This window comes from Microbacterium nanhaiense (assembly GCF_014646015.1).
Lineage (GTDB): Bacteria > Actinomycetota > Actinomycetes > Actinomycetales > Microbacteriaceae > Microbacterium > Microbacterium nanhaiense.
In genome coordinates, this window is sequence record NZ_BMMQ01000001.1 from 186,964 (window position 1) to 207,075 (window position 20,112).

Below are 20,112 nucleotides of genomic sequence, written 5' to 3' on the forward strand. Positions count from 1 at the left end.
GCCCTCCCGAAGGAGAGCCGCCCGAGGCGTCGTTATGCGCCCTGCGTGCCCTGGCCCGAGGAGCGCCGGCTGCGGCGCCGGCGGCGTGCCGGGGAGGGCTTACCGTCGTGGTGCTCCTTGCCGGTGCCGTCGTGCGTGCCCTGGCCCTCGGCCGGCGCATCGGTCGATGCCGCGCCGGCGGATCCGGACGAGCGGCGGCGGCGCGTGCGCTGGCCAGGCTCGCGCGCCGGCTTGTCGTCCTTCTTCGGCGCCGTCGTTATGCGCCCCTTCGTGCCCTCGGGGATGTCGAGGTCGGCGTAGAGGTGCGGGCTGGTCGAGTAGGTCTCGAGGGGCTCGGGCTGCCCGAAGTCGAGGGCGCGGTTGATGAGCGCCCACTTGTGCAGGTCGTCCCAGTCGACGAAGGTCACGGCGATGCCCTCGCGGCCCGCGCGACCCGTGCGGCCCGCGCGGTGCAGGTAAGTCTTCTCGTCGTCCGGGATCGTGTGATTGATGACGTGCGTGACGTCGTTGACGTCGATGCCGCGCGCCGCGACATCGGTCGCGACCATGACGTCCTTCTTGCCGGCCTTGAACGCGGCCATCGAGCGCTCGCGCTGCTCCTGCCCCATGTCTCCGTGCACTCCGCCGACGGAGAATCCGCGGTCGGTAAGCTCGTCGACGAGGCGTTGCGCCTGGCGCTTGGTGCGCGTGAAGATCACGGTCTTTCCGCGGCCGTTCGCCTGCAGGATCCGGCCGATGACCTCGTCCTTGTCGAGCTGGTGCGCGCGATAGACGATGTGGCGGATGTTCGCCTGCGTGAGGCCCTCGTCGGGGTCCGTCGCGCGAATGTGGATCGGGTTCGACATGAAGCGGCGCGCAAGCGCCACGATCGGGCCGGGCATCGTCGCGCTGAAGAGCTGCGTGTGCCGCTTCGCTGCGACCCGCTGGAAGATCTTCTCGATATCGGCGAGGAAGCCGAGGTCGAGCATCTTGTCGGCCTCGTCGAGGACGACCTCGGTCGCGCCCGACAGGTCGAGGAGCCCCTGGCCCGCGAGGTCGATCAGACGGCCGGGCGTGCCGACGACGATCTGCGCGCCCGCGCGGAGCTGCTCGATCTGACCCTCGTAGGCCTTGCCGCCGTAGATCGCGACGACGCTGGTCGAGCGGCCCGCCGTGAGCAGATCCATGTCCTCGTACACCTGGGTCGCGAGCTCGCGCGTCGGCACGACGATGAGGGCCTTCACGCCGGGTTCCGGGTCCTTGCCGAGTCGCTGCACGACGGGGATGCCGAAGCCGAAGGTCTTGCCGGTTCCGGTCTTCGCCTGGCCGATGACGTCCTGCCCGGGGAGCGAGATCGGGATCGTCTGCTCCTGGATGGGGAACGCATTCTCGATTCCCTTAGTCGCCAGCTGGGCGACGATGTCCTCATCGACGGAGAGATCCGCGAACGTTGTCATGTGTGAGTGCCTGTCTCGACGGCGCGGCGCCAGATGACGCGGCCGCCGCCGGTGGAGATGTCCACGCCTCTACTCATCTGCCACAGGCGCGGGGCCCCGATCCCATGCCGGGGCTGTCTCCAGCGTACCCTGGTGATCGTGGTGAACTGGTTTTGGCAGCGTCGCAGGCCCGTCCGCAAGCTGCGTCTGCGGGCACGGGGCGAGATCGGCGACGCCGTGCGCGTCGATTTCGCGGAGCTCGCGCCCGACGTCATGGTGTTCCTGGGCCAGGCAGCGTACCTGCAATTGGGGTACTTCGAGACGCTCACGCGCCTGATTCGCCGCACCCCCGAGCTCGTCGAGAAGGAGGCGCTGTCGCTCGCCGCGGGCGCCGCTCTCGCGAAGCACCGCGAGATCGTCGAGATCATCCGCGCCCGCGGCGTGGATCCGGCCGAGGCGATGGAGCCGTTCCGCGCGAGCCTCGACGCGTTCCGCACCTCGACGCTCGGATCCCGTCAGCGCGAGACCATGCTGACGGTGCACATCACGGCCGGGATCCTCGACGATTTCTATCTCGCGCTCGCGTCGAGCTACGGGGAGACGGGGCGCCGGGTCGAACGGATCCTGGGGGCCGACCACGACCGTCAGCAGCTCACGCAGCTCCTCAGGGCGACGATCGATGCCGATGAGGAGATGCGCGGTCTGCTGTCGATGTGGGCCCGCCGCCTGGTCGGCGACACCCTGCTCGTCGCGCGCGCTGCCCTGCTTCCCGCGCACGATTCCGATGACGCCGAGAAGGTCGAGCCGGTCTTCACCGCGCTCATCGCGGCGCACTCGCAGCGGATGAGCGCCCTCGGGCTGTCCGCCTGAGCCCCGGCCGATCCGCGGCGACCGGGCGCCTCAGCCGGGGCTCGTGGCGGCGGACTCAGGCGACGAAGCCGACCTTGCGAACGTCCTGCGAGCCGATCTCGACGTAGGCGAGCGCCGTCGCGGGAACGATGTAGGTCGATCCCTTGGCGTCGTTCAGCGTGAGCGTCGTGCCCGCGGTCAGGGCCTCATCGACCCTGGCGGCGACGGCCTCGGCCGTCTCGTCCGAGGAGAAGTTGAGCTCGCGGCCGGTGTTCATCATTCCGATGCGGATATCCACGGGTCGTGCCTTTCGTCGTGCTGACTCACCCCGATCGGGGCGCGAAATCCACTCTATCCGCGCGTCTCGGGCGCGGCGGCGGCGCACGCTGAGGGCGAACGCGCGGGCGGGATCGTTTCTTTGTCGGTGGTCCTCACTAGCGTGGAACCCATGAGCGAGATCACCTGGGATGCCGAACAGCGAGCGGTGCTGGAGCTGCCCTCCGAGGCGAGCGGCACGATCATCGGTGCGCCGGGCAGCGGGAAGACGGCGGTGCTGGTCGAACGCGTCGCGCGTCTGGTCGGCGGAGCCGACGCGGCCTTCGGTGCCGACCAGGTGCTCGTGCTTACGCCATCCCGTGCGTCGGCGACGCGGCTGCGCGATCGGCTCGCGCAGCGCGTCGGCGTCGCGACGCCCGGGCCGCTCGCGCGGTCCGTGGGGTCCTTCGCCTTCCAGATCGCTCGCGCCGAGCTGACGCTCCGCGGTGAACCGGCGCCCGAACTGCTGACGGGCGCCGAGCAGGACCGCATCCTCTCGCAGGTGATCGAGGGCGACATCGACGCGCCGCGCATCCCCTGGCCCGAGCATCTCGGCGAGACGGTGCGGCGCTCGAAGGACTTCCGCTCCGAGCTGCGGGCCTTCCTCGACGCGGCGATCGAGCTCGACGTGTCGCGCGAGGAGCTCGCCGCGCTCGCGGGCGGCGCATGGGCGCCCATCGCCGCCCTCACGCGCGAGTACGGCGCCGTTCTCAGCCGGATGAGCACGAACTCGATGGGGGCGGCCGAGCTTGCGAGCGCGGCGCGGAAGGCGCTGGTCCGTGGCGGCGCGCTGCCCGGCATCGATCGGATCCGCGCGGTGCTCGTCGACGATGCCCAGGAGCTCACGCAGGGCGGAGTCGCGCTCGTCGGCGCTCTGAGGGCGCGGGGTGTCGCGGTGCTCGCCGCCGGCGATCCTGACATCGCGTCGGGGGCGTTCCGCGGTATCGGGCCGGACGTCTTCGCTGCCCTCGTGGACGCGCTGGGCGATGTGCATGTGCTGCGCGGCCAGCATCGATCGTCGGAGGAGATCGGCTGGCTCGTCCGCCGGGCGACCGAGGCGATCGGCGCGGGCGGCCGCGTCGAGCATCGACGGGCGCCCGGAGCAGAGCCCGAGCAGTGGCGAGACGTCCGGGTTGTGAAGGCGCCCAGCCCAGGGGAGGAGCACGATCAGATCGCGCGAGCCCTGCGCGAACTGCACCTGAGCGACGGCGTGCCCTGGGGCCGGATGGCGGTCATCGCACACGACACCCGGCAGCTCGTCGCCCTCGAATCCGAGCTCGCGTCGAGAGACGTGCCGACCCGCGCTTCCGGCGTCCCGCGCCCGTTGGGGAGCGAGCGCACCGTTCGGCAGATTCTCGAGCTCGTGCGCCTCGCGCTCCTGCCGCGAGACCGGCGCGGCGTCGACGCGCTGGTCGAGGCGCTGCGCACGCCGTTCGGAGGATTCGACGGCGTGGCTCTTCGTCGTCTTCGCGGAGGATTGCGTCACGCCGAGCTCGAGGCCGCCGGTACCCGTCCCGCGCGTGAACTGCTCGCCGAGGGCTTCGCGCATCCCGTTCTGTTCTCGTCCCTGGATACCGACGAGGGGCGCCGAGCCGAGCGTTTCGCCACGACCCTGCACCAGGTCCACGAGATGGCGGAGAAGGGAGCGACGATCCACGAGCTCCTCTGGCACGTCTGGGACCGCGCGCGCCTCGCGGGCAATAGGCGTCTCGCGGACGTCTGGCGGCGTCAGGCGACCTCGCCCGGCCCGACGGCCGGCGACGCCGCGCGTTCCCTCGACGGTCTCGTCGCTCTCTTCGCCGCCGCAAAGCGGGCGATCGAGCGCAACCCACGCCAGAGCGCCGATCACTTCATCCGCGAGATTCTCGACAGCGACGTTCCCGAGGACACGCTGTCGGCGCCCGAGCGCGACGCGACGGTGGCACTGATGACGCCCGCCAACGCACTCTCGACCGAGTTCGACGTCGTCGTGATCGCCGGCCTCCAAGACGGCGTCTGGCCCAACACGCGATTGCGCGGCGGACTGCTCGGCACGTGGCGCCTCGCCGACGCCGTGCGCGCGCACCGCGATGGAACGCCCATGCCGGAACCCGCGACTCTGGACCGGCGCCGGCAGGCGCTTTACGACGAGCTCCGCCTCTTCGTTCGCGCACTGTCCCGGGCGCGCACGAAGGTGCTCGTCACGGCCGTCGACGACGAGGGGTCATCGCCGAGCCCGCTGTTCGGCTATCTGCCCCCCGCACTCGACCCCGACGACGGGGCCGAGCATCCACTGTCGCTCCGCGGTCTTGTCGGGCACTACCGTCGGCTCCTCACAAGCTCTCGGAACGACGCGGCGCGCGCGGAGGCGGCGGCTCAGCTCCGAGTGCTCGCCGCGCACGGCGTGCCCGGTGCCGATCCCGACGAGTGGTACGGCATACGCCCGGCATCGACGCTCGCGCCCCTGCGCGACCTCGACGCGACCTTCGTGAGCGTGTCGCCGTCGCGCATCGACGGCTTCGAGGCCTGCGGCCTGGAGTGGGCCATCGGCTCGCTGGGCGGCGACACGGTCACGTCGCCGAGCGCGGGGCTCGGTACGCTTCTGCACGCGGCTCTCGAGCGCGTCCCCGAGGGCGGCGTCGACGCGATGCGCGCCGTCGTCGACGAGCGCTGGGGCGAGCTCGACTTCGAGACGCCATGGATCGCGGAGAAGGAGCGCCGCCGCATCGACCAGTACATCGAGCGACTCGACTCGTATCTCCAGCAGGTGCGGTCGCAGGGCGGGCGCGTGATCGCCTCCGAGGCCGACTTCCAGTACGCCGTATCGGTGGCCGACGGGTCGATCGTCCACGGCGCGGACGCCCACCGCGCGGGGCACGCGGTCATCAGCGGCAGCATCGACCGCGTGGAGGAGTACCCCGTGGCGGCCGGAGACCACGCCGCGGCGCGCGGACGCGGCTTCACGCCGATGCGCGCGCAGGACGAATCCGGCGGGCGGGTCGTCGTCGTCGACCTGAAGAGCGGGAAGAGCGAGGAACGCGTCGCCGATGCGAAGGTCGCGGGTGACGCGCAGCTAGCGGCCTATCAGATCGCGGTCGAGCAGGGACTCGTCGGCGGGGCGCGGCCCGACGCGCTCGCCGGGGCACGGTTGGTCGTCGTCTCGAAGACGCTCGCGAAGAGCGACTACCGCGTCGCGCATCAGCAGACGCTCCTCGGCGATGACCGCGAGGAGTTCCTCACCCGCGTCGCGGAGGCCGCGCGCGGCATGGCCGCCTCGAGTTTCACAGCGGCGGTCGAGGACCACTGCCACGGCGCACGATTCACGCCGATCTGCCGCATCCACACGATCGGAGCAGTCAGCGCATGACCACCGCCCCCGGCGTCCCCGCCATCTCGGCCGACCAGATCGCGGACGCCCTCGGACAGCACCGCCCGACGGCCGCTCAGCGCGCGGTCATCGAGGCACCGCTCGAACCCGCACTCGTCGTCGCGGGCGCCGGTAGCGGCAAGACCGAGACGATGTCCGCCCGTGTCCTCTGGCTCGTCGCCAACGGCTTCGTTCGCGCCGATCAGATCCTCGGGCTGACGTTCACCCGCAAGGCCGCGGGTGAGCTCGCCGAGCGCATCTCGCGCCGCCTCGCCGTGCTCGACGAGTTCGAGACGCGCGGCCTCCTGCCCCGCCTCGGCGAGGTCCTGGCGGCGCCCGAGTTCGCGCGCGTCGCCCGGGCAGAGACCGAGGCGCAGCGCGCGACCGTCCGTCGCGCGGTGCTCGACGAGCTCGCGTCGCGATGGGGGATTCCGCGCCGTGGCGAAGATCACGTGCTGGATGCGCTGCTGAACCGGCCTCGCGTCTCGACGTACAACGCCTTCGCGGACTCGGTCGTGCGCGAGAACGCGTCGCGCATCGGGCGCGACCCCGACGCCGAGGTGTTGAGCGGGTCGGCGGCCTGGCTGCTCGCCCGCGGGGTCGTCGTCTCGTCGACGCACCCCGCCCTCGTCGACCTCGAGCGCTCGCCCAACACGATCGTCGAGGACGTGCAGCGCCTGGCCGCCGCGCTTCTCGACAACCGCGTCGATCCGGATGCCGTGCGCCGGTGGGCGGCGCGCCGCGCGGCCGACTTCGAACCGTTCCTCACCGCACGGGGAGACAAGCACTGGGACAAGGCGCACGCGGCGCTCGTCGCGCTGCCGATGCTCCTCGATCTGGTCGCGGCGTATACGGCGGAGAAGCAGCGCAGGGGCCTGCTCGAGTTCGCCGACCAGGTTTCGGGGGCGCTCGACGTCATCGAGAGCGCACCGGACGTCGTGAGCGAGCTGCGAGAGCAGTACCCGGTCGTGCTGCTCGATGAATATCAGGACACCTCGGTGCTACAGACGCGGCTGCTGGCGGGGATGTTCCGGGGGCTTGCGGTCATGGCAGTGGGCGATCCGAACCAGTCGATCTACGGTTGGCGCGGAGCGAGCTCCGACAACATGCACGCGTTCACGCGCGAGTTCGCCGGCGACGGGGCGGCGAGGACGTACGCCCTCATGACGAGCTGGCGCAATGACCGCGTGGTCCTCGCCGCCGCGAATCGCCTGGTCGCCCCGCTCGCACATCCAGGCACCATCGCGGTCCCGCCGCTCGAGCCGAACCCCGGGGCCGGCATCGGCGACCTCGAGGTGCGGTACCCCGAGACCGTCGACGACGAGGCGGCGGCCGTTGCCGAGTGGTTCGACGAACGCCGGGCAGAGCATGCCGCGGCCGGGAAGTCCGGCAAGCCGCACACCGGCGCGGTCCTGTTCCGCGCCAAGAAGCACATGCAGAAGTTCGCCGACGCCCTCGCCGAACGCGGGATCCCGCATCGGATCCTCGGTCTCGGCGGGCTGCTGTCCGCCCCGGAGGTCGTCGACGTCGTGTCGGCGCTCAGGGTCATCCACAGCCCGGCGGAGGGGTCGGCCCTGATCCGGCTACTCATCGGACCGCGGTTCGCGGTCGGTGTCGCCGACATGGGTGCGCTCTACGACCTCGCGAAGGCGCTCAGTAGGCGCGACGGTTCCCTCGCGCCGCTGAGCGATGAGGTGCGCGCCCGTATACGCGCCTCGGCGGGCATCGACGAGCAGGTCTCGATCATCGATGCCCTCGAGTTCCTGCGCCGGAGCCCCGACGACTATCGCCTGCTCGAGGGCTTCACGCCCGAGGGGCGCGCGCGACTTCGCGACGCCGCCGAGGTGATCGAACGCCTGCGCCGTGCCGCCGGGGCACCGATTCCCGAACTTCTCCGCATGATCGAGCAGGAGCTCCGGCTCGACATCGAGCTCTATGCGAACGAATCCCGCGGATCCGCGCGGTCATCGCACCTTCAGCTCCGCGCCTTTGCGGATGAGGTGCGGGGGTTCCTCTCGATCGACGAACGCGGAACTCTCGGTAGCCTGCTGGCGTGGATCGATCAGGCGGAGCGGGCGGACGATCTCGCCCCGCGCAGCGAGCCGCCCGAGCCGGGCGTCGTGCAGCTCCTCACGATCCACGGTTCGAAGGGCCTCGAGTGGGACGCCGTCGCGGTCGTGCGCCTCGTCGCGGGGGAGCTTCCCTCGACGCCGCGGGAGCTCGCCGCGGGGTTCTCGTTCGGTCATCTGCCCGATCCGTTCCGCGGAGACGCCGCCGCGCGCCCCGTTTTCGAGTGGGCCGCCCCCGCGATCGTGACCGACGAGACGCGGGATGAGCTGACGGCGGAACTCGCCGATGCGTTCGAGAGCTTCCGCGGCGGCGTTCGTGACGCCGCCGAGCACGAAGACCGTCGCCTGGCGTATGTCGCGGTCACGCGCGCCCGCGGGCACCTCCTCCTGACGGGGTCCCACTGGGCCGGTCACGCGCGACCGCGCCCGGCGAGCACCTATCTCGAGGAGATCCTCGACGAGTTCGAGGGGCGGATCCGCGCTGTCGGGGCGGGGAGCGTCGACGAGGGAGAGCCCGGCGACGACCGGGCGCTCTTCGAGGAAGAGGACGTCCAGGAACTCTACGCCGAGCGGCTGCGGCGGGCCCGCGCGAGCATCGCCCCGCGGGACAAGGAGGCCGAGAACCCGTACGGCGGCCCGGGTGCGCAGGCGACGTGGCCCCTCGACCCGCTGGGGGCACGTCGGGCAGTCGTCGAAGCGGCGGCTCGCGCCGTCCGCGAGGCCGCGCCGATCGAGGAGAGCCCGGAGATCAGCCGCCTGATCGCGGAGCGCGACGAGCAGCGACGGGCACGGACGATGTCAATCCCGGCCCGCGTGCCCGCGTCGAAGTTCAAGGACTACGTCGTCGATTTCGACGCGACGATTGGCGAGCTCGAGCGCCCGATGCCCGAGCGGCCCTTCCGCCAGACGCGTCTCGGCACCCTGTTCCACCAGTGGGTCGAGCAGCGCTCCGGCCTCTCGGGCTCCGCCGCCTCCGTCGACGACGCGCTGTGGGATCTCGACGACGGCGACGAATGGGCGGGATCCGTCGCCGCCACCGACGATGACGAACGCGACCTCGAGGCACTGCGGGAGACGTTCGAGCGCAGCGAATGGGCAGGGCTCGAACCGATCGAGGTCGAGACGGAGATCGATTTTGCGCTCGAGCTCGACGAGGGGCGTCCTCCGCACATCATGATCTGCAAGCTCGACGCCGTCTATCGGCGGGGCGAGCGCATCGAAATCGTCGACTGGAAGACGGGCCGGGCGCCCCGAACCGCCGCCGAGCGGGCGGACCGCATGTTGCAGCTCGCGCTGTACCGCCTCGCCTATCACCGCCGGCACGGGGTACCGCTGGACTCGATCGACGCGGTCCTCTACTACGTCGCCGATGACCTCGTGCTCCGCGACGAGCACCCCGCCGACGAGCGAGAGATCATCGAACGCTGGCGCGCGGCTACGAGCGGTCGTCGCGGAGATCGACCGGCTGCGTAGCGTCGGAGGGATCCGTGGCGTCCGCTTCCGCGGAGGGCCGGGCGGGCGCGACCGGCTGCGTGACGTCGACGGCCTCCGTCGAGGCGTCGGCACTCGCCCGCTCGCTGGCGGTCCGGGGCGGCGCCGAGTCCCACACCTCCTCGGTGTGCAGCGACAGATCGGCCGGATTGAACGCGTCGGTGTGCATGGAGGTGTCCGCGCCCGCTCGCACGTCGCGCGGTACGCGATCGAGGATTGCGATGGCCTCGCTCATGTCACCGCGGTCGCGGTGGGGCAGGTCCGCGAGCAGCGCGTCCCCCGCGAGCCCGGCGGAGAGCGAGTCCATGAGATCCGCCGCATCGTCCACGATGTCCGGTCGGTGCGTCTCGATGCCGTGCACGAGCCACCGAGCGAACTCCAGTTCGGCGTGCAGGCGCGCGCGCACGCGCAGTGCCCGGTCGGGCGCGCGCACCGAGGCCGCCGCGTAGGCGGCGAAGATGTCGTCGACGGCGTCGGGCGCGCCGGCGCTCCAGTGCAGATCGAGCGCGGGATCCCCGATCGAGAGCCCCTGCCAGTCCAGCACGCCCGCAACCTCCGGGGTGCCGTCCGGCGAATCACGCAGCACGAACGACGTCGACTGGGTCCCGCCGAGAACCACCCGGGCATCGTAATCCCACAGCCGGTCGTCCTCGACGGCCTCGCGCCAGCGCACCATCAGCCGGACGGGAACGCGCCCGCTGCGCCCCACCGCGTCCAGCAGGCGCTCGAGGTCAGCGCGCGCGTCGGCGGGGGAGCGGACAGGAAGACCCGCACCTCGGACGACGGACTGCGGCAGGTCGTGGATGCGCGCGAGAGCGCGGCCGATGGCATCGGCGACGCCCCGACCGGCGGGGATGTGCGAGGCCTCGACGTGATAACCGCGCAGGTAGCTCGTCACGATGACGCGGGTGTCATCGAAGGGGGCGGTTCCCCGCAGCTCTGGCGCGTCGAATCCCATGATCTCGCGGGCGCCGGCGGTGAGCGCGCGCAGCGCGATCAGCTCGCTCTCGACGTCGGCGAGGGCATCGGGTGAGGTGGGGACTCGCGCGACGAGATCCTCTCCTCCGGGCACGGACACGAGGGCGGCGTCGTAGCGGCCGGTCGTGCCCGTGGTCAGCTGGCGCACCCCTTGGATCTCGACATCGGGCAGGGCCGCCGAAGCGGCCGCGGCTAGAGTGAGAAGGGAACGTGCCATGCCGCCCAGACTAGGTGGCAAGCATGCGAGCGGCCACCACGCCACGCAGGAATCCGCGCAGGAAGCCACAACCGAGAGGACCTCGATGATCGATCTCGCCGATGCATTCGACACCAGCGCGCGAGAGCGCACCGAGGACGATCTCATCGAGCGGCTGCAGCGGGACCCGGCGACGCGCGTGCTGCAGATCCACGGCGACAGCGCACCGATTCAGGCCGCTTCGGTGGCGTTCGCGAATCCGGACGAGGTGGCGGACGGCGCGGCCTGGGCGTTCCTCGGGCGCGGGCGTGCCGGCGAGGGGATCCTGCTCGCCGTGCACTCGGGCGACGCGCCGTCCCTCGTCCGCGGCGAGTGGGCACCGTACCGCGCGGTCGGGGCCTCGCTCGATGGATTCGAGGCTTCGCTCGTCGTTGCAGGCCTGGCGCTCGGGCGCTGGCTGGTCGATTCGCCCTTCTGTCCCCGCTGTGGCAACGACGCGGCGGTCACCACGTCGGGTTGGGCGCGCCGGTGCGTGTCGTGCGGCCGCGAGCACTTCCCTCGCACGGACCCGGCGGTGATCGTTGCGGTCACCAATCGCGATCGCACGAAGCTGCTGCTCGGGGCCAACGCGGCGTGGAAGGGCGAGATGTTCTCCTGCTTCGCAGGCTTCGTCGAGGCGGGCGAATCCGCCGAGCTCACGGCGCACCGCGAGCTGCTCGAAGAGACCGGAATCCGCATCGACGAGCTCCGCTACATCACGTCGCAGGCGTGGCCGTTCCCGAGGTCGCTCATGCTCGGATTCCATGCGACCGTCGTAGACGAATCGGAGGTCGAGCCCGACGGCGAGGAGATCATCGCGTCCCGCTGGTTCATGCGCGAGGAGATCGGACGGGGTCTCGCCGGCGAGCTCGACGTGCGGCTGCCGGGCGGGGCCTCTGTCGCGCACCACCTGATCCGCGCCTGGTACGACGCGAAGTGAGCCCGCTCGACGCCCTCGACGAGTCGCAGCGCCGCGCCGCCGAGGTCCTCCGCGGGCCCGTGGCGGTCCTCGCGGGCGCCGGCACGGGAAAGACGCGCGTGATCACGCACCGCATCGCGCACGGAGTCGACGAGGGCACCTACACGCCGAACCGGGTGCTCGCGCTGACGTTCACGACGAAGGCCGCGGGCGAGCTCCGCGGGCGCCTGCGTCAGATGGGCGTGACGGGCGTGCAGGCGAAGACGTTCCACGCCGCCGCGCTCTCGCAGCTGAACTACTTCTGGCCGACCGTCGCGGGCGACACCGCCCCCTCGATCATCGACAACAAGGTGCGCCTTCTGGCGCATGCCGCCGACTCTCTGCGGATCCGCCCCGACACGAACACGCTCCGCGACATCGCCGCGCAGATCGAGTGGCGGAAGGTGACGATGCGGTCGATCGAGAACTACGCCGCGCTCGGCAGGGCGATCGGATCAGTGGGCGCGTCGGCACTCGTCGATCTGATGGCCGCGTACGAGAAGCTGAAGGACGAGCGCCGCCAGCTCGACTTCGAGGACGTCCTGCTCGCATGCGCGGGCATGATCGAGGCGGAGCCGCGCGTGGCCGTCGCGATCCGGGAGCAGTACCGGCACTTCACCGTCGACGAGTACCAGGACGTGTCGGCGCTTCAGAATCGCCTGCTCGAGCTGTGGCTCGGCGATCGCCGCGACATCTGCGTGGTCGGCGACGCGAGCCAGACGATCTATTCCTTCACGGGGGCCGAGGCCAAGCACCTGCTCGAGTTCGGCACCCGCTATCCCGACGCGACCGTGGTGCGACTCGAGCACAATTACCGATCGGCGCCACCGATCCTCGACGCGGCGAACGCGCTGATGCGCGATCGCCCGGGCGCGCTTCGGCTGCGACCGACCCGAGAGCCCGGGGCCCCGCAGCCGGTCGTCGTCGAGTATGCAGACGACGCGGCCGAGGCGGCGGGCACCGCGTCGCGGATTCGAGCGCTAATCGATGGCGGCGTCCGGGCCAACGACATCGCGGTGCTCTACCGCGCCCACGGTCAGTCGGCGCTCCTCCAACAGGCGCTCGCGGATGCGCAGGTCGCATCGAGCGTGCTCGGAGGCACCCGCTTCTTCGATCTGCCGGAGGTGCGCCAGGCGATCCTCGCGATCCGCGGCGCCGCGGTGGCGCCCAGCGAGCTCGGCTTCCTCGACGCGGTGCGGGACGTCCTCCGGGGCCTCGGCCACGTCGACGAGGCTCCCGCCGCGGGCGGTGCGCTTCGGAACGCGTGGGAGGCGCGGCAGGCGATCATCCGTCTCGCCGAGTCGAGCTCGCAGCGGAGCCTGCGCGGCTTCGCCGACGAGCTCCTGGCGCGGGCAAAGGATCAGCACGAGCCGGCCATGCACACCGTCACCCTCGCGACGCTCCATGCCGCGAAGGGCCTCGAGTGGCCCCACGTGTTCCTCGTCGGCGTGTCGGAGGGACTGCTGCCGATCTCCTACGCGTCCACGCTCGAGGCCGTGGACGAGGAGCGGCGCCTCGCGTACGTGGGGATCACTCGTGCCGAGCAGACGCTCTCGATCTCGTGGGCGCGCGCGACGGGTCGAGGCGAACGATCTCCGTCTCGTTTCCTGGCTGAGATCGGCACAGGCATTCTGCGTGCGGAACGTGCGAGCGCCAGCGGCGTCGGCCGTCGCGGCTGAGCTCGACCGAGCGGCTGCGGTCCGAGCCCGGTGACACGGAATCGAGGACCTGCGGGACGAGCGCGGCGGCGAAGCCGGCGATCGATCGCGACGGGCCGTCCGGGATCCGCCGCGCGACGAGCTGGCTCGCGAGCATCGGCCAGGCGGGGTCGCGGTCAGTCTCGTGCGCCCACAGGCAGGCGAGGCACGCCGTGGCGCCGGGGCGGACGGCGGGGCCCACGACCGCGCGCTGTGCGTCGAGCACGATCGGGACGTGCATCACATCGGCCGAGACGAGCTCTCTCGCGAGATACGGCGGTACGAGGCCCGTCGAGACGATCACGGCGGCGACGTTCGGTCGCGCGGCGGCCTCCCCGGCGGTGCGCCGCACCGGCGCGAGGCCCGTGTCGGTGAGCGCGTCGAAGACCCGGAGGACGGCGGCGTGCGGCACGCGTTCGGTGACGAGCAGCGAGATCTCCCGCGGGGCGCCCACCTCGCGCAGCGCCGATCCGAGCCGCGCGACGAGCGCGGCGGCCTCGGCGGGGTCGCCACCCAGCGCGAGCGCGAGGCCCGCGAGCTGACCCGGTGCGACGCCGTGCACCAGGACGTTGAGCAATTCGAGCTGCCACAGCGGCGGATCGTCGAGCGTGCAGACAACCGGGTGCACACCGATCTGCACGCTGTGCTCATCGCGCCACAGCACCGGGTAGGCGGGGTCGAGCTTGATCATCGGCATGTCGCCGATTGTGCTCCTGTTCGGCACCCGCCGCGCGGTTATCCACAGGCCATCCCGGGGGAGAGGCCTGTGGATCGCTCGACGTCATCCGCGCGGCGTGGAGCCCTCGCCCGAATCGTCGTCGCCGTCCTCGGCCTCGGCCTCCGCGAAGAGCTGGGCGAGCGCCTCGTCCATCTCATCGCGGGGCGCCTCCTCGCCTCGCGCCGACGCCTCGAGACGCGCGATGAGCCCCGCCGGATCATCGATGTCCTCCGCGGTCGGCACGAGGTCCGGGTAGTCCCAGAGGCCGTCGCGCACCTCGGGCCCGACGGCATCGCCGACCGCGCGCCACATCGATGCGGCCTCGCGCAGCCGGCGAGGGCGCAGCTGCAGGCCGACGAGCGCTCCCAGCGCGTCCTGGGCCGGGCCGCCGACCGCACGGCGACGCCGGGTCGCCTCCGCGATGCGTTCGAGGCTCGGGATCCTCGACGCGGCATCGGCGGCGACGACATCGACCCACCCCTCGATCAGGGCGAGCATGTTCTCGAGGCGGTCGAGGGCGTTCTTCTGCGCGTCCGTCTGCTGCGGCAGAAGCGCGCCGGATCCCAGCGCTTCCTGCAGCTCCTGCGGATCCGACGGGTCGAAGCGCTCGGCGAGGTCGTCGAGCACGGTCGTGTCGATGTGGATCCCGCGCGCGAAGTCGGTGACCTGGCTCATGACGTGCAGGCGGAGCCACTTCGCGTGCTTGAAGAGGCGGGCGTGGGCGAGTTCGCGGGCCGCGAAGTACAGCGCGAGCTCGTCGTGCGGGACCTCGAGACCCTCACCGAGGTCGGCGAAGTTCTGCGGCAGGATCGCGGCGACCCCGGCCGGCAGCACGGGCAGCCCGACGTCGCCGCCGGAGACGACCTCCTTCGACAGACGCCCCACGACCTGCCCGAGCTGGGCCGCGAAGAGCGAACCGCCGATCTGCCGGATCATGCGGCTCGCATTCGACACCATCTGGCGCATCTCTTCGGGGGTCTGCTGCTCGAGCGCCTCTGTGAGCGCATCGGCGACCGAGGTCGCGACGGGCTCGGCGGTCTCCTGCCATACGGGGAGCGTCTGCTCGACCCACTCGCCTCGCGTCAGCACGACCGGCAGCTGGCCGGTCGGGGCGATGCTCGTCGCCTCGCTGAGCCAGAGGTCGGCCAGCTGGAACGATGCGGCGAGGTCGTCGCGCTGGCCGGAGGTGATCGCGAGGCCGTCCTGATTCGCCACGTGGAGGGCGCCGGTTCGTGCGGCATCCCACGGGATGCCTCCGTCCGATGCCGACATCGCCTGCTGGAAGGCGGCCATCATCTGCTGCATCTGCGCCGGATCCACACCCATATTGCGGAGCTGCTCGGGGTCGAGACCGCCCGCCCCGCCGAATGCCAGCGGGTCCCCGCCGAGCATCCGGCGCAGCATCTCCTGGAAATCGTCGTCCGGAGTGTTGTCGCTCATCGGGAGTCGCCTTTCGCCGCGGTCTTCAGCCTGCGCTGTGGGTACGACAACTACGCTAACGTCTCTGAGCCGAGTGCAGTCCTCGGCGAGCGAGGAAGGTACGGGCAGTGACAGAAGCCATCGAGAGCACACGCCGCTGGTCGCGCCGCCTCACCGTGGGGGTATCGGCCCTGATCGTGTCGATCGTGGCGCTCCTGGTGATGAGTTTCCTGCCGACCGGCTATGTGCTCGAGCAGCCGGGTCCCGTGTTCAACACGCTGGGGCACGTCACGAACGCGGACGATGAGGACGTCCCGCTCATCTCCGTGGCCGACGCCGATACCTACGACACGAGCGGCTCGCTGTCGCTCACGACTGTGCAGGTTGTGGGAGATCGCGAGCACCCCCTGTCCTGGACGGAACTCGCCCTGGCGTGGTTCCGCCCCTCGCAGGCCGTGGTGCCGGTCGACGCAATCTTCCCGGAGGGGGAGACGAGCGAACAGCGCGAGCAGGCGAACGCCGTCATGATGGACGACTCGCAGAGCAAGGCCTCGGCGGCCGCCCTGAACGCGCTGGGGTACGACGTGCCCGCAGACATCAGCGTCGTCTCGCTCGTCGACGGATCGCCCGCGGAGGGGATCCTGGAGGAGGGCGACCGGATCCTCGCCGCAGGCGGGGAGAAGATCACGGACGTGATGCAGCTCCGCGACCTCATCGGCGCGGGGGAGGGCGCGCCCGTCACACTCACCATCGAGCGCGACGACGAGACCCGCGACGTCGAGGTGACCCCGGAGAAGACGGAGCTCGACGGCGAAGAATCGTGGGCCATCGGGGTGAGCCTCATGAACGGCTATGAACTGCCGGTGGAGATCGCGATCCAGCTGAACAACGTGGGCGGCCCGAGCGCGGGCATGATGTTCGCGCTCGGCATCGTCGACACGCTGACGCCGGGCGAGATGACGGGCGGCGAGCACATCGCGGGCACGGGCACGATCGAGGCCGACGGCACCGTCGGGCCGATCGGCGGCATCCGTCAGAAGCTATACGGCGCACGGGACGCGGGCAACGACTACTTCCTCGCTCCGGAGAGCAACTGCAACGAGGTCGTCGGGCACGTGCCGAGCGGGCTACAGGTCATCTCGACCTCCACGCTCGAGGAATCGATCGAGGCCGTCGAGGCGATCGCTCAGGGCGATACCGAGAATCTGCCCACCTGCGCCGGCTCATAGGAGACACTCATAGGATGGGAGGGTGACCTCCCACTCGACGCAGAACTCGGCCACGCCGTCATCGCCGACCAGACGGATTGTAATCGCGACCGTCGCCATCATCGCCGTCATTCTCGTGGTGCTGTTCGGCCTCGCGAGCCTCTACACGGAATTCCTCTGGTACCGCCAGCTCGACTTCGCCTCCGTGCTCACGACGCAGTGGATCGCGAGGGCGGTGATGTTCGCCATCGGCTTCGTCGGCATGGCGGTGCCCGTGTGGCTGTCCATGTTCCTCGCCTACCGTCTTCGACCCGTGTACGCGCGCCTGAGCTCGCAGCTCGACCGCTATCAGGAGGTCGTCGAGCCGCTGCGCCGCCTTGCGATGTGGGGCATCCCGGTGCTGTTCGGCTTCTTCGCGGGCTTCGCGGCCTCGACCCAGTGGCAGACGACGTGGCTCTGGGCCAACGGCGTCGACGCGGGGGAGACCGACCCCCAGTTCGGGCTCGACGTGTCGTTCTACATGTTCGACCTGCCGTTCTATCAGAGCGTCGTGGGCTTCGCGCTCGCCGCGACCCTCATCTCCCTCCTCATCACCGCGGTCGTCAGCTACCTGTACGGCTCGGTGCGCGTCGGGCAGGGTGAGCTGTCGATCTCCAAGCCCGCGCGGATCCAGATCGCGATCATCGCGGGCGTCTATCTGCTGCTCCAGGGCGCGAGCATTTGGCTCGGCCGCTACGCGAGCCTCGTGTCGACGCACGACCGCATCACCGGTCCGGATTACGTCGCCGCGCACGCGCTGATCCCCGGCCAGACGATCCTGTCGATCGTGGCGGCGCTCGTCGCCGTTCTCTTCCTCATCACGGCCTTCATCGGCAAGTGGCGCTACCCGCTTGTCGCGACGGGTCTTCTGATCGTGACCTCGCTGGTCGTCACGGTTGCGCTGCCGTGGGGCGTGCAGACCATCCAGGTCACGCCGAACGAGCGCGCGCTGCAGTCGGAGTACTACCAGAAGAACGTCGACGCGACCCGCGCCGCGTACGGCCTCGACCAGATCGAGACCACTCAGTACGAGGCCGAGACGACGGTCGAGAAGGGGCAGCTGCGCGGAGACGCGGATACGACCGCCTCGCTGCGTCTCATGGACCCCTCGATCATCGGTCCCACGGTGCAGCAGCTCCAGCAGGTGCGCCCCTACTACCAGTTCCAGGACACGCTCGACGTCGACCGATACACGATCGACGGCGAGACGCAGGACGCGGTCGTGTCGCTCCGCGAGCTGAACCTCGAGGGCCTCGGCGACAACCAGAGCTGGGTCAACTCGACCATGACCTACACCCACGGTTACGGTATGGTCGCCGCGCGCGGAAACGCCCGCACGAACGAGGGCGAACCGGTCTTCGTCGAGGGCGACATTCCCTCGAAGGGCTTCCTGACCGACGCCGAGTACGAGCCCCGCATCTACTTCGGCGAGGCGTCGCCCCCGTACTCGATCGTGGGCGCCCCCGAGGGTGCGGACCCGGTGGAACTCGACTACGCGACGGGCTCCGGTGGCACCGAGAACCAGATCTACACGACGTTCAACGGTGACGGTGGCCCCAGCCTCGGCAACTACTTCAACCGCATGCTGTACTCGCTGAAGTACCAGTCGGCCGAGATCCTGTTCAGCGACCAGATCAACGAGGAATCGCAGATCCTCTACGACCGCCACCCGCGCGATCGCGTGCAGAAGGTCGCCCCGTACCTGACGCTCGACCAGGATCCCTACCCCTCGGTCGTCGACGGCCGGATCGTGTGGATCATCGACGGATACACTACGAGCGCGTCGTACCCGTACGCGACGCAGGTGAGCCTGTCGGAGGCCATCAGCGACTCCGCGAACCCGCAGCCGAACCTGCTCGTCGACGACGTCAACTACATCCGCAACTCGGTCAAGGCGACCGTCGACGCATACGACGGATCCGTCACGCTCTATGCCTGGGATGAGTCGGACCCGGTGCTGCAGACGTGGCAGAAGGTGTTCCCGTCCACGCTGAAGCCCATCAGCGAGATGTCGGGCGATCTCATGAGTCACGTGCGCTATCCCACCGACCTGTTCAAGGTGCAGCGGTCGATGCTCGGCATCTACCACGTCGACACCGCGAACGCCTTCTACCAGCGCGACAACGCGTGGGAGACCCCGAAGGACCCGAGCAACGACCAGGCTCTGCAGCCGCCGTACTACCTGACGATGCAGATGCCGGGTGAGGAACAGCCGACGTTCTCGATGTTCACCTCGTTCATCCCGGATGGTGGCGACCGCCAGGTGCTGATGGGCTACCTCTCGGTCGACTCCGACGCGGGTAGCGAACCGGGGCAGATCCGCGACGGCTACGGCAAGCTGCGCATGCTCGAGATCTCGGCCGGCAGCACCATCCCGGCACCCGGACAGGTGCAGAACGCGTTCGACTCGAACCAGGAGATCGCCAACGAGCTCAACGTTCTGCAGATCGGTGACTCGAACGTCGTGCCCGGAAACCTGCTGACGCTCCCCGTGGGCGGCGGATTGCTCTACGCGCAGCCCGTCTATGTGCAGTCGAAGCGCGACACGTCCTACCCCCTGCTGAGGAAGGTGCTCGTCGCCTTCGGCGACCAGGTGGCGTTCGAGGATACCCTCGCGGAGGCGCTCGACAAGCTCTTCGGCGGCGACTCCGGCGCGGAGACCGGCGACCAGAACGTCGACCCGGTCGACCCCGAGACGGGCGCGCCAACGGACGAGACGGACGGCGGCGCGGAAGAACCCGCACCGGAGCAGACCGAGGAGCCCGATTCGGGCACGGTCGCCCCGCCGGCGGGTAGCTACGAGGAGGCGCTCGCGGCCGCGAAGACGGCGCTCGACGCCAAGTCGGCCGCCCTCGAGAAGGGCGACATGGTCGCCTACGCCGAGGCGGACGCCGAACTGACGCGGGCGCTCGAGACGCTCCTCGAGCTCTCCGAGTAAAGGCCCATGACGATGGCGCCGACGGGACCCGGTCCCGCCGGCGCCATCGTCGTCTCCGGGCGGGCGAGAATAGATCTATGAAGAAGCGGATCCTCGCCCTCGTCCTCCTGACGGGCGCCGTCGCGTCCGGGTGCTCCTCGAGCCCCGAGGCGGAACCGACCGGCCACACCACGACGGTCACCGTGCAGGTTCAGGGAATGACCTTCTCGCCGTCCGAGATCACGGTGCCGCGCGGCGATGAGCTCGTCGTGGAGTTCGAGAACACGGGAACCGAGCTGCACGATCTCACCTTCGGCAACGGTGCGGCCTCGGAACGCATCAACCCCGGCCAGAGCGAGACGATCGAGGTCGGCGTCGTCGGTGAGGACATGGAGTTCTGGTGCTCGGTGTCGAACCACCGTGCGATGGGCATGCAGGGCACCCTGACGGTGGAGTGA

General features: G+C 70.4%; 12 protein-coding genes. 8 read left to right on the forward strand and 4 right to left on the reverse strand.

The features are described from left to right. Positions 1-32 precede the first annotated feature (32 nt). Positions 33-1,436, reverse strand: coding sequence for a DEAD/DEAH box helicase (locus IEX05_RS01020; protein WP_188699532.1), 1,404 nt, complete (start codon positions 1,434-1,436; stop codon positions 33-35). 138 nt (positions 1,437-1,574) lie between these two features. On the opposite strand from IEX05_RS01020, the gene IEX05_RS01025 reads away from it, so the two are divergent. Beyond that, entirely contained in the window at positions 1,575-2,285 is a 711-nt protein-coding gene (locus IEX05_RS01025; RefSeq protein WP_188699534.1) for a ferritin-like fold-containing protein, read from the forward strand. Between the two features lie 55 nt (positions 2,286-2,340). On the opposite strand, the gene IEX05_RS01030 is transcribed toward IEX05_RS01025, so the two are convergent. Further along, entirely contained in the window at positions 2,341-2,562 is a 222-nt protein-coding gene (locus IEX05_RS01030) for a DUF3107 domain-containing protein (protein WP_188699536.1), read from the reverse strand. A 150-nt stretch (positions 2,563-2,712) separates the two neighbouring features. Here IEX05_RS01030 and IEX05_RS01035 point away from each other — a divergent pair, with 150 nt between their 5' ends. Together IEX05_RS01035 and IEX05_RS01040 are read left to right on the forward strand one after the other, a co-directional pair. Next, entirely contained in the window at positions 2,713-5,925 is a 3,213-nt protein-coding gene (locus tag IEX05_RS01035; RefSeq protein WP_229661049.1) for an ATP-dependent helicase, read from the forward strand. Next, the gene (locus IEX05_RS01040; protein WP_188699538.1) at positions 5,922-9,467 is read left to right on the forward strand and encodes an ATP-dependent DNA helicase; all 3,546 of its coding nucleotides are present in this window, start codon (positions 5,922-5,924) and stop codon (positions 9,465-9,467) included. The genes IEX05_RS01035 and IEX05_RS01040 overlap by 4 nt, the downstream gene beginning before the upstream one ends. On the opposite strand, the gene IEX05_RS01045 is transcribed toward IEX05_RS01040, so the two are convergent. Continuing rightward, positions 9,430-10,680, reverse strand: a complete 1,251-nt coding sequence (locus IEX05_RS01045; RefSeq protein ID WP_188699540.1) for a phosphotransferase — start codon at positions 10,678-10,680, stop codon at positions 9,430-9,432. The genes IEX05_RS01040 and IEX05_RS01045 overlap by 38 nt on opposite strands. Positions 10,681-10,765: 85 nt before the next feature. Between IEX05_RS01045 and nudC the strand changes: the two genes are divergently transcribed. Both nudC and IEX05_RS01055 read left to right on the forward strand, forming a co-directional pair. Beyond that, entirely contained in the window at positions 10,766-11,638 is an 873-nt protein-coding gene (nudC, locus tag IEX05_RS01050; protein ID WP_188699542.1) for an NAD(+) diphosphatase, read from the forward strand. Continuing rightward, the gene (locus IEX05_RS01055; protein WP_188699544.1) at positions 11,635-13,335 is read left to right on the forward strand and encodes an ATP-dependent helicase; all 1,701 of its coding nucleotides are present in this window, start codon (positions 11,635-11,637) and stop codon (positions 13,333-13,335) included. Before nudC ends, IEX05_RS01055 begins: the two co-directional genes overlap by 4 nt. Positions 13,336-14,134: 799 nt before the next feature. Here the strand turns inward: IEX05_RS01055 and IEX05_RS01060 are convergent. Next, positions 14,135-15,511, reverse strand: a complete 1,377-nt coding sequence (locus tag IEX05_RS01060) for a zinc-dependent metalloprotease (protein ID WP_188699545.1) — start codon at positions 15,509-15,511, stop codon at positions 14,135-14,137. Between the two features lie 107 nt (positions 15,512-15,618). Between IEX05_RS01060 and IEX05_RS01065 the strand changes: the two genes are divergently transcribed. From IEX05_RS01065 to IEX05_RS01075, 3 genes are all read left to right on the forward strand, one after another. Further along, the gene (locus tag IEX05_RS01065; RefSeq protein WP_229661050.1) at positions 15,619-16,719 is read left to right on the forward strand and encodes a YlbL family protein; all 1,101 of its coding nucleotides are present in this window, start codon (positions 15,619-15,621) and stop codon (positions 16,717-16,719) included. 22 nt (positions 16,720-16,741) lie between these two features. Next, the gene (locus tag IEX05_RS01070) at positions 16,742-19,675 is read left to right on the forward strand and encodes a UPF0182 family membrane protein (protein ID WP_188699546.1); all 2,934 of its coding nucleotides are present in this window, start codon (positions 16,742-16,744) and stop codon (positions 19,673-19,675) included. Positions 19,676-19,752: 77 nt separating this feature from the next. After that, complete coding sequence (locus tag IEX05_RS01075) at positions 19,753-20,112, forward strand: cupredoxin domain-containing protein (protein WP_188699548.1); 360 nt, start codon at positions 19,753-19,755, stop codon at positions 20,110-20,112.

What these genes read in the sequence shown, in the direction of transcription:
- IEX05_RS01020 (WP_188699532.1), bottom strand. Translation starts at nt 1,436, where the DNA reads ATGACAACGTTCGCGGATCTCTCCGTCGATGAGGACATCGTCGCCCAG.
- IEX05_RS01035 (WP_229661049.1), top strand. Translation starts at nt 2,713, where the DNA reads ATGAGCGAGATCACCTGGGATGCCGAACAGCGAGCGGTGCTGGAGCTG.
- IEX05_RS01040 (WP_188699538.1), top strand. Translation starts at nt 5,922, where the DNA reads ATGACCACCGCCCCCGGCGTCCCCGCCATCTCGGCCGACCAGATCGCG.
- IEX05_RS01045 (WP_188699540.1), bottom strand. Translation starts at nt 10,680, where the DNA reads ATGGCACGTTCCCTTCTCACTCTAGCCGCGGCCGCTTCGGCGGCCCTG.
- nudC (WP_188699542.1), top strand. Translation starts at nt 10,766, where the DNA reads ATGATCGATCTCGCCGATGCATTCGACACCAGCGCGCGAGAGCGCACC.
- IEX05_RS01060 (WP_188699545.1), bottom strand. Translation starts at nt 15,511, where the DNA reads ATGAGCGACAACACTCCGGACGACGATTTCCAGGAGATGCTGCGCCGG.
- IEX05_RS01075 (WP_188699548.1), top strand. Translation starts at nt 19,753, where the DNA reads ATGAAGAAGCGGATCCTCGCCCTCGTCCTCCTGACGGGCGCCGTCGCG.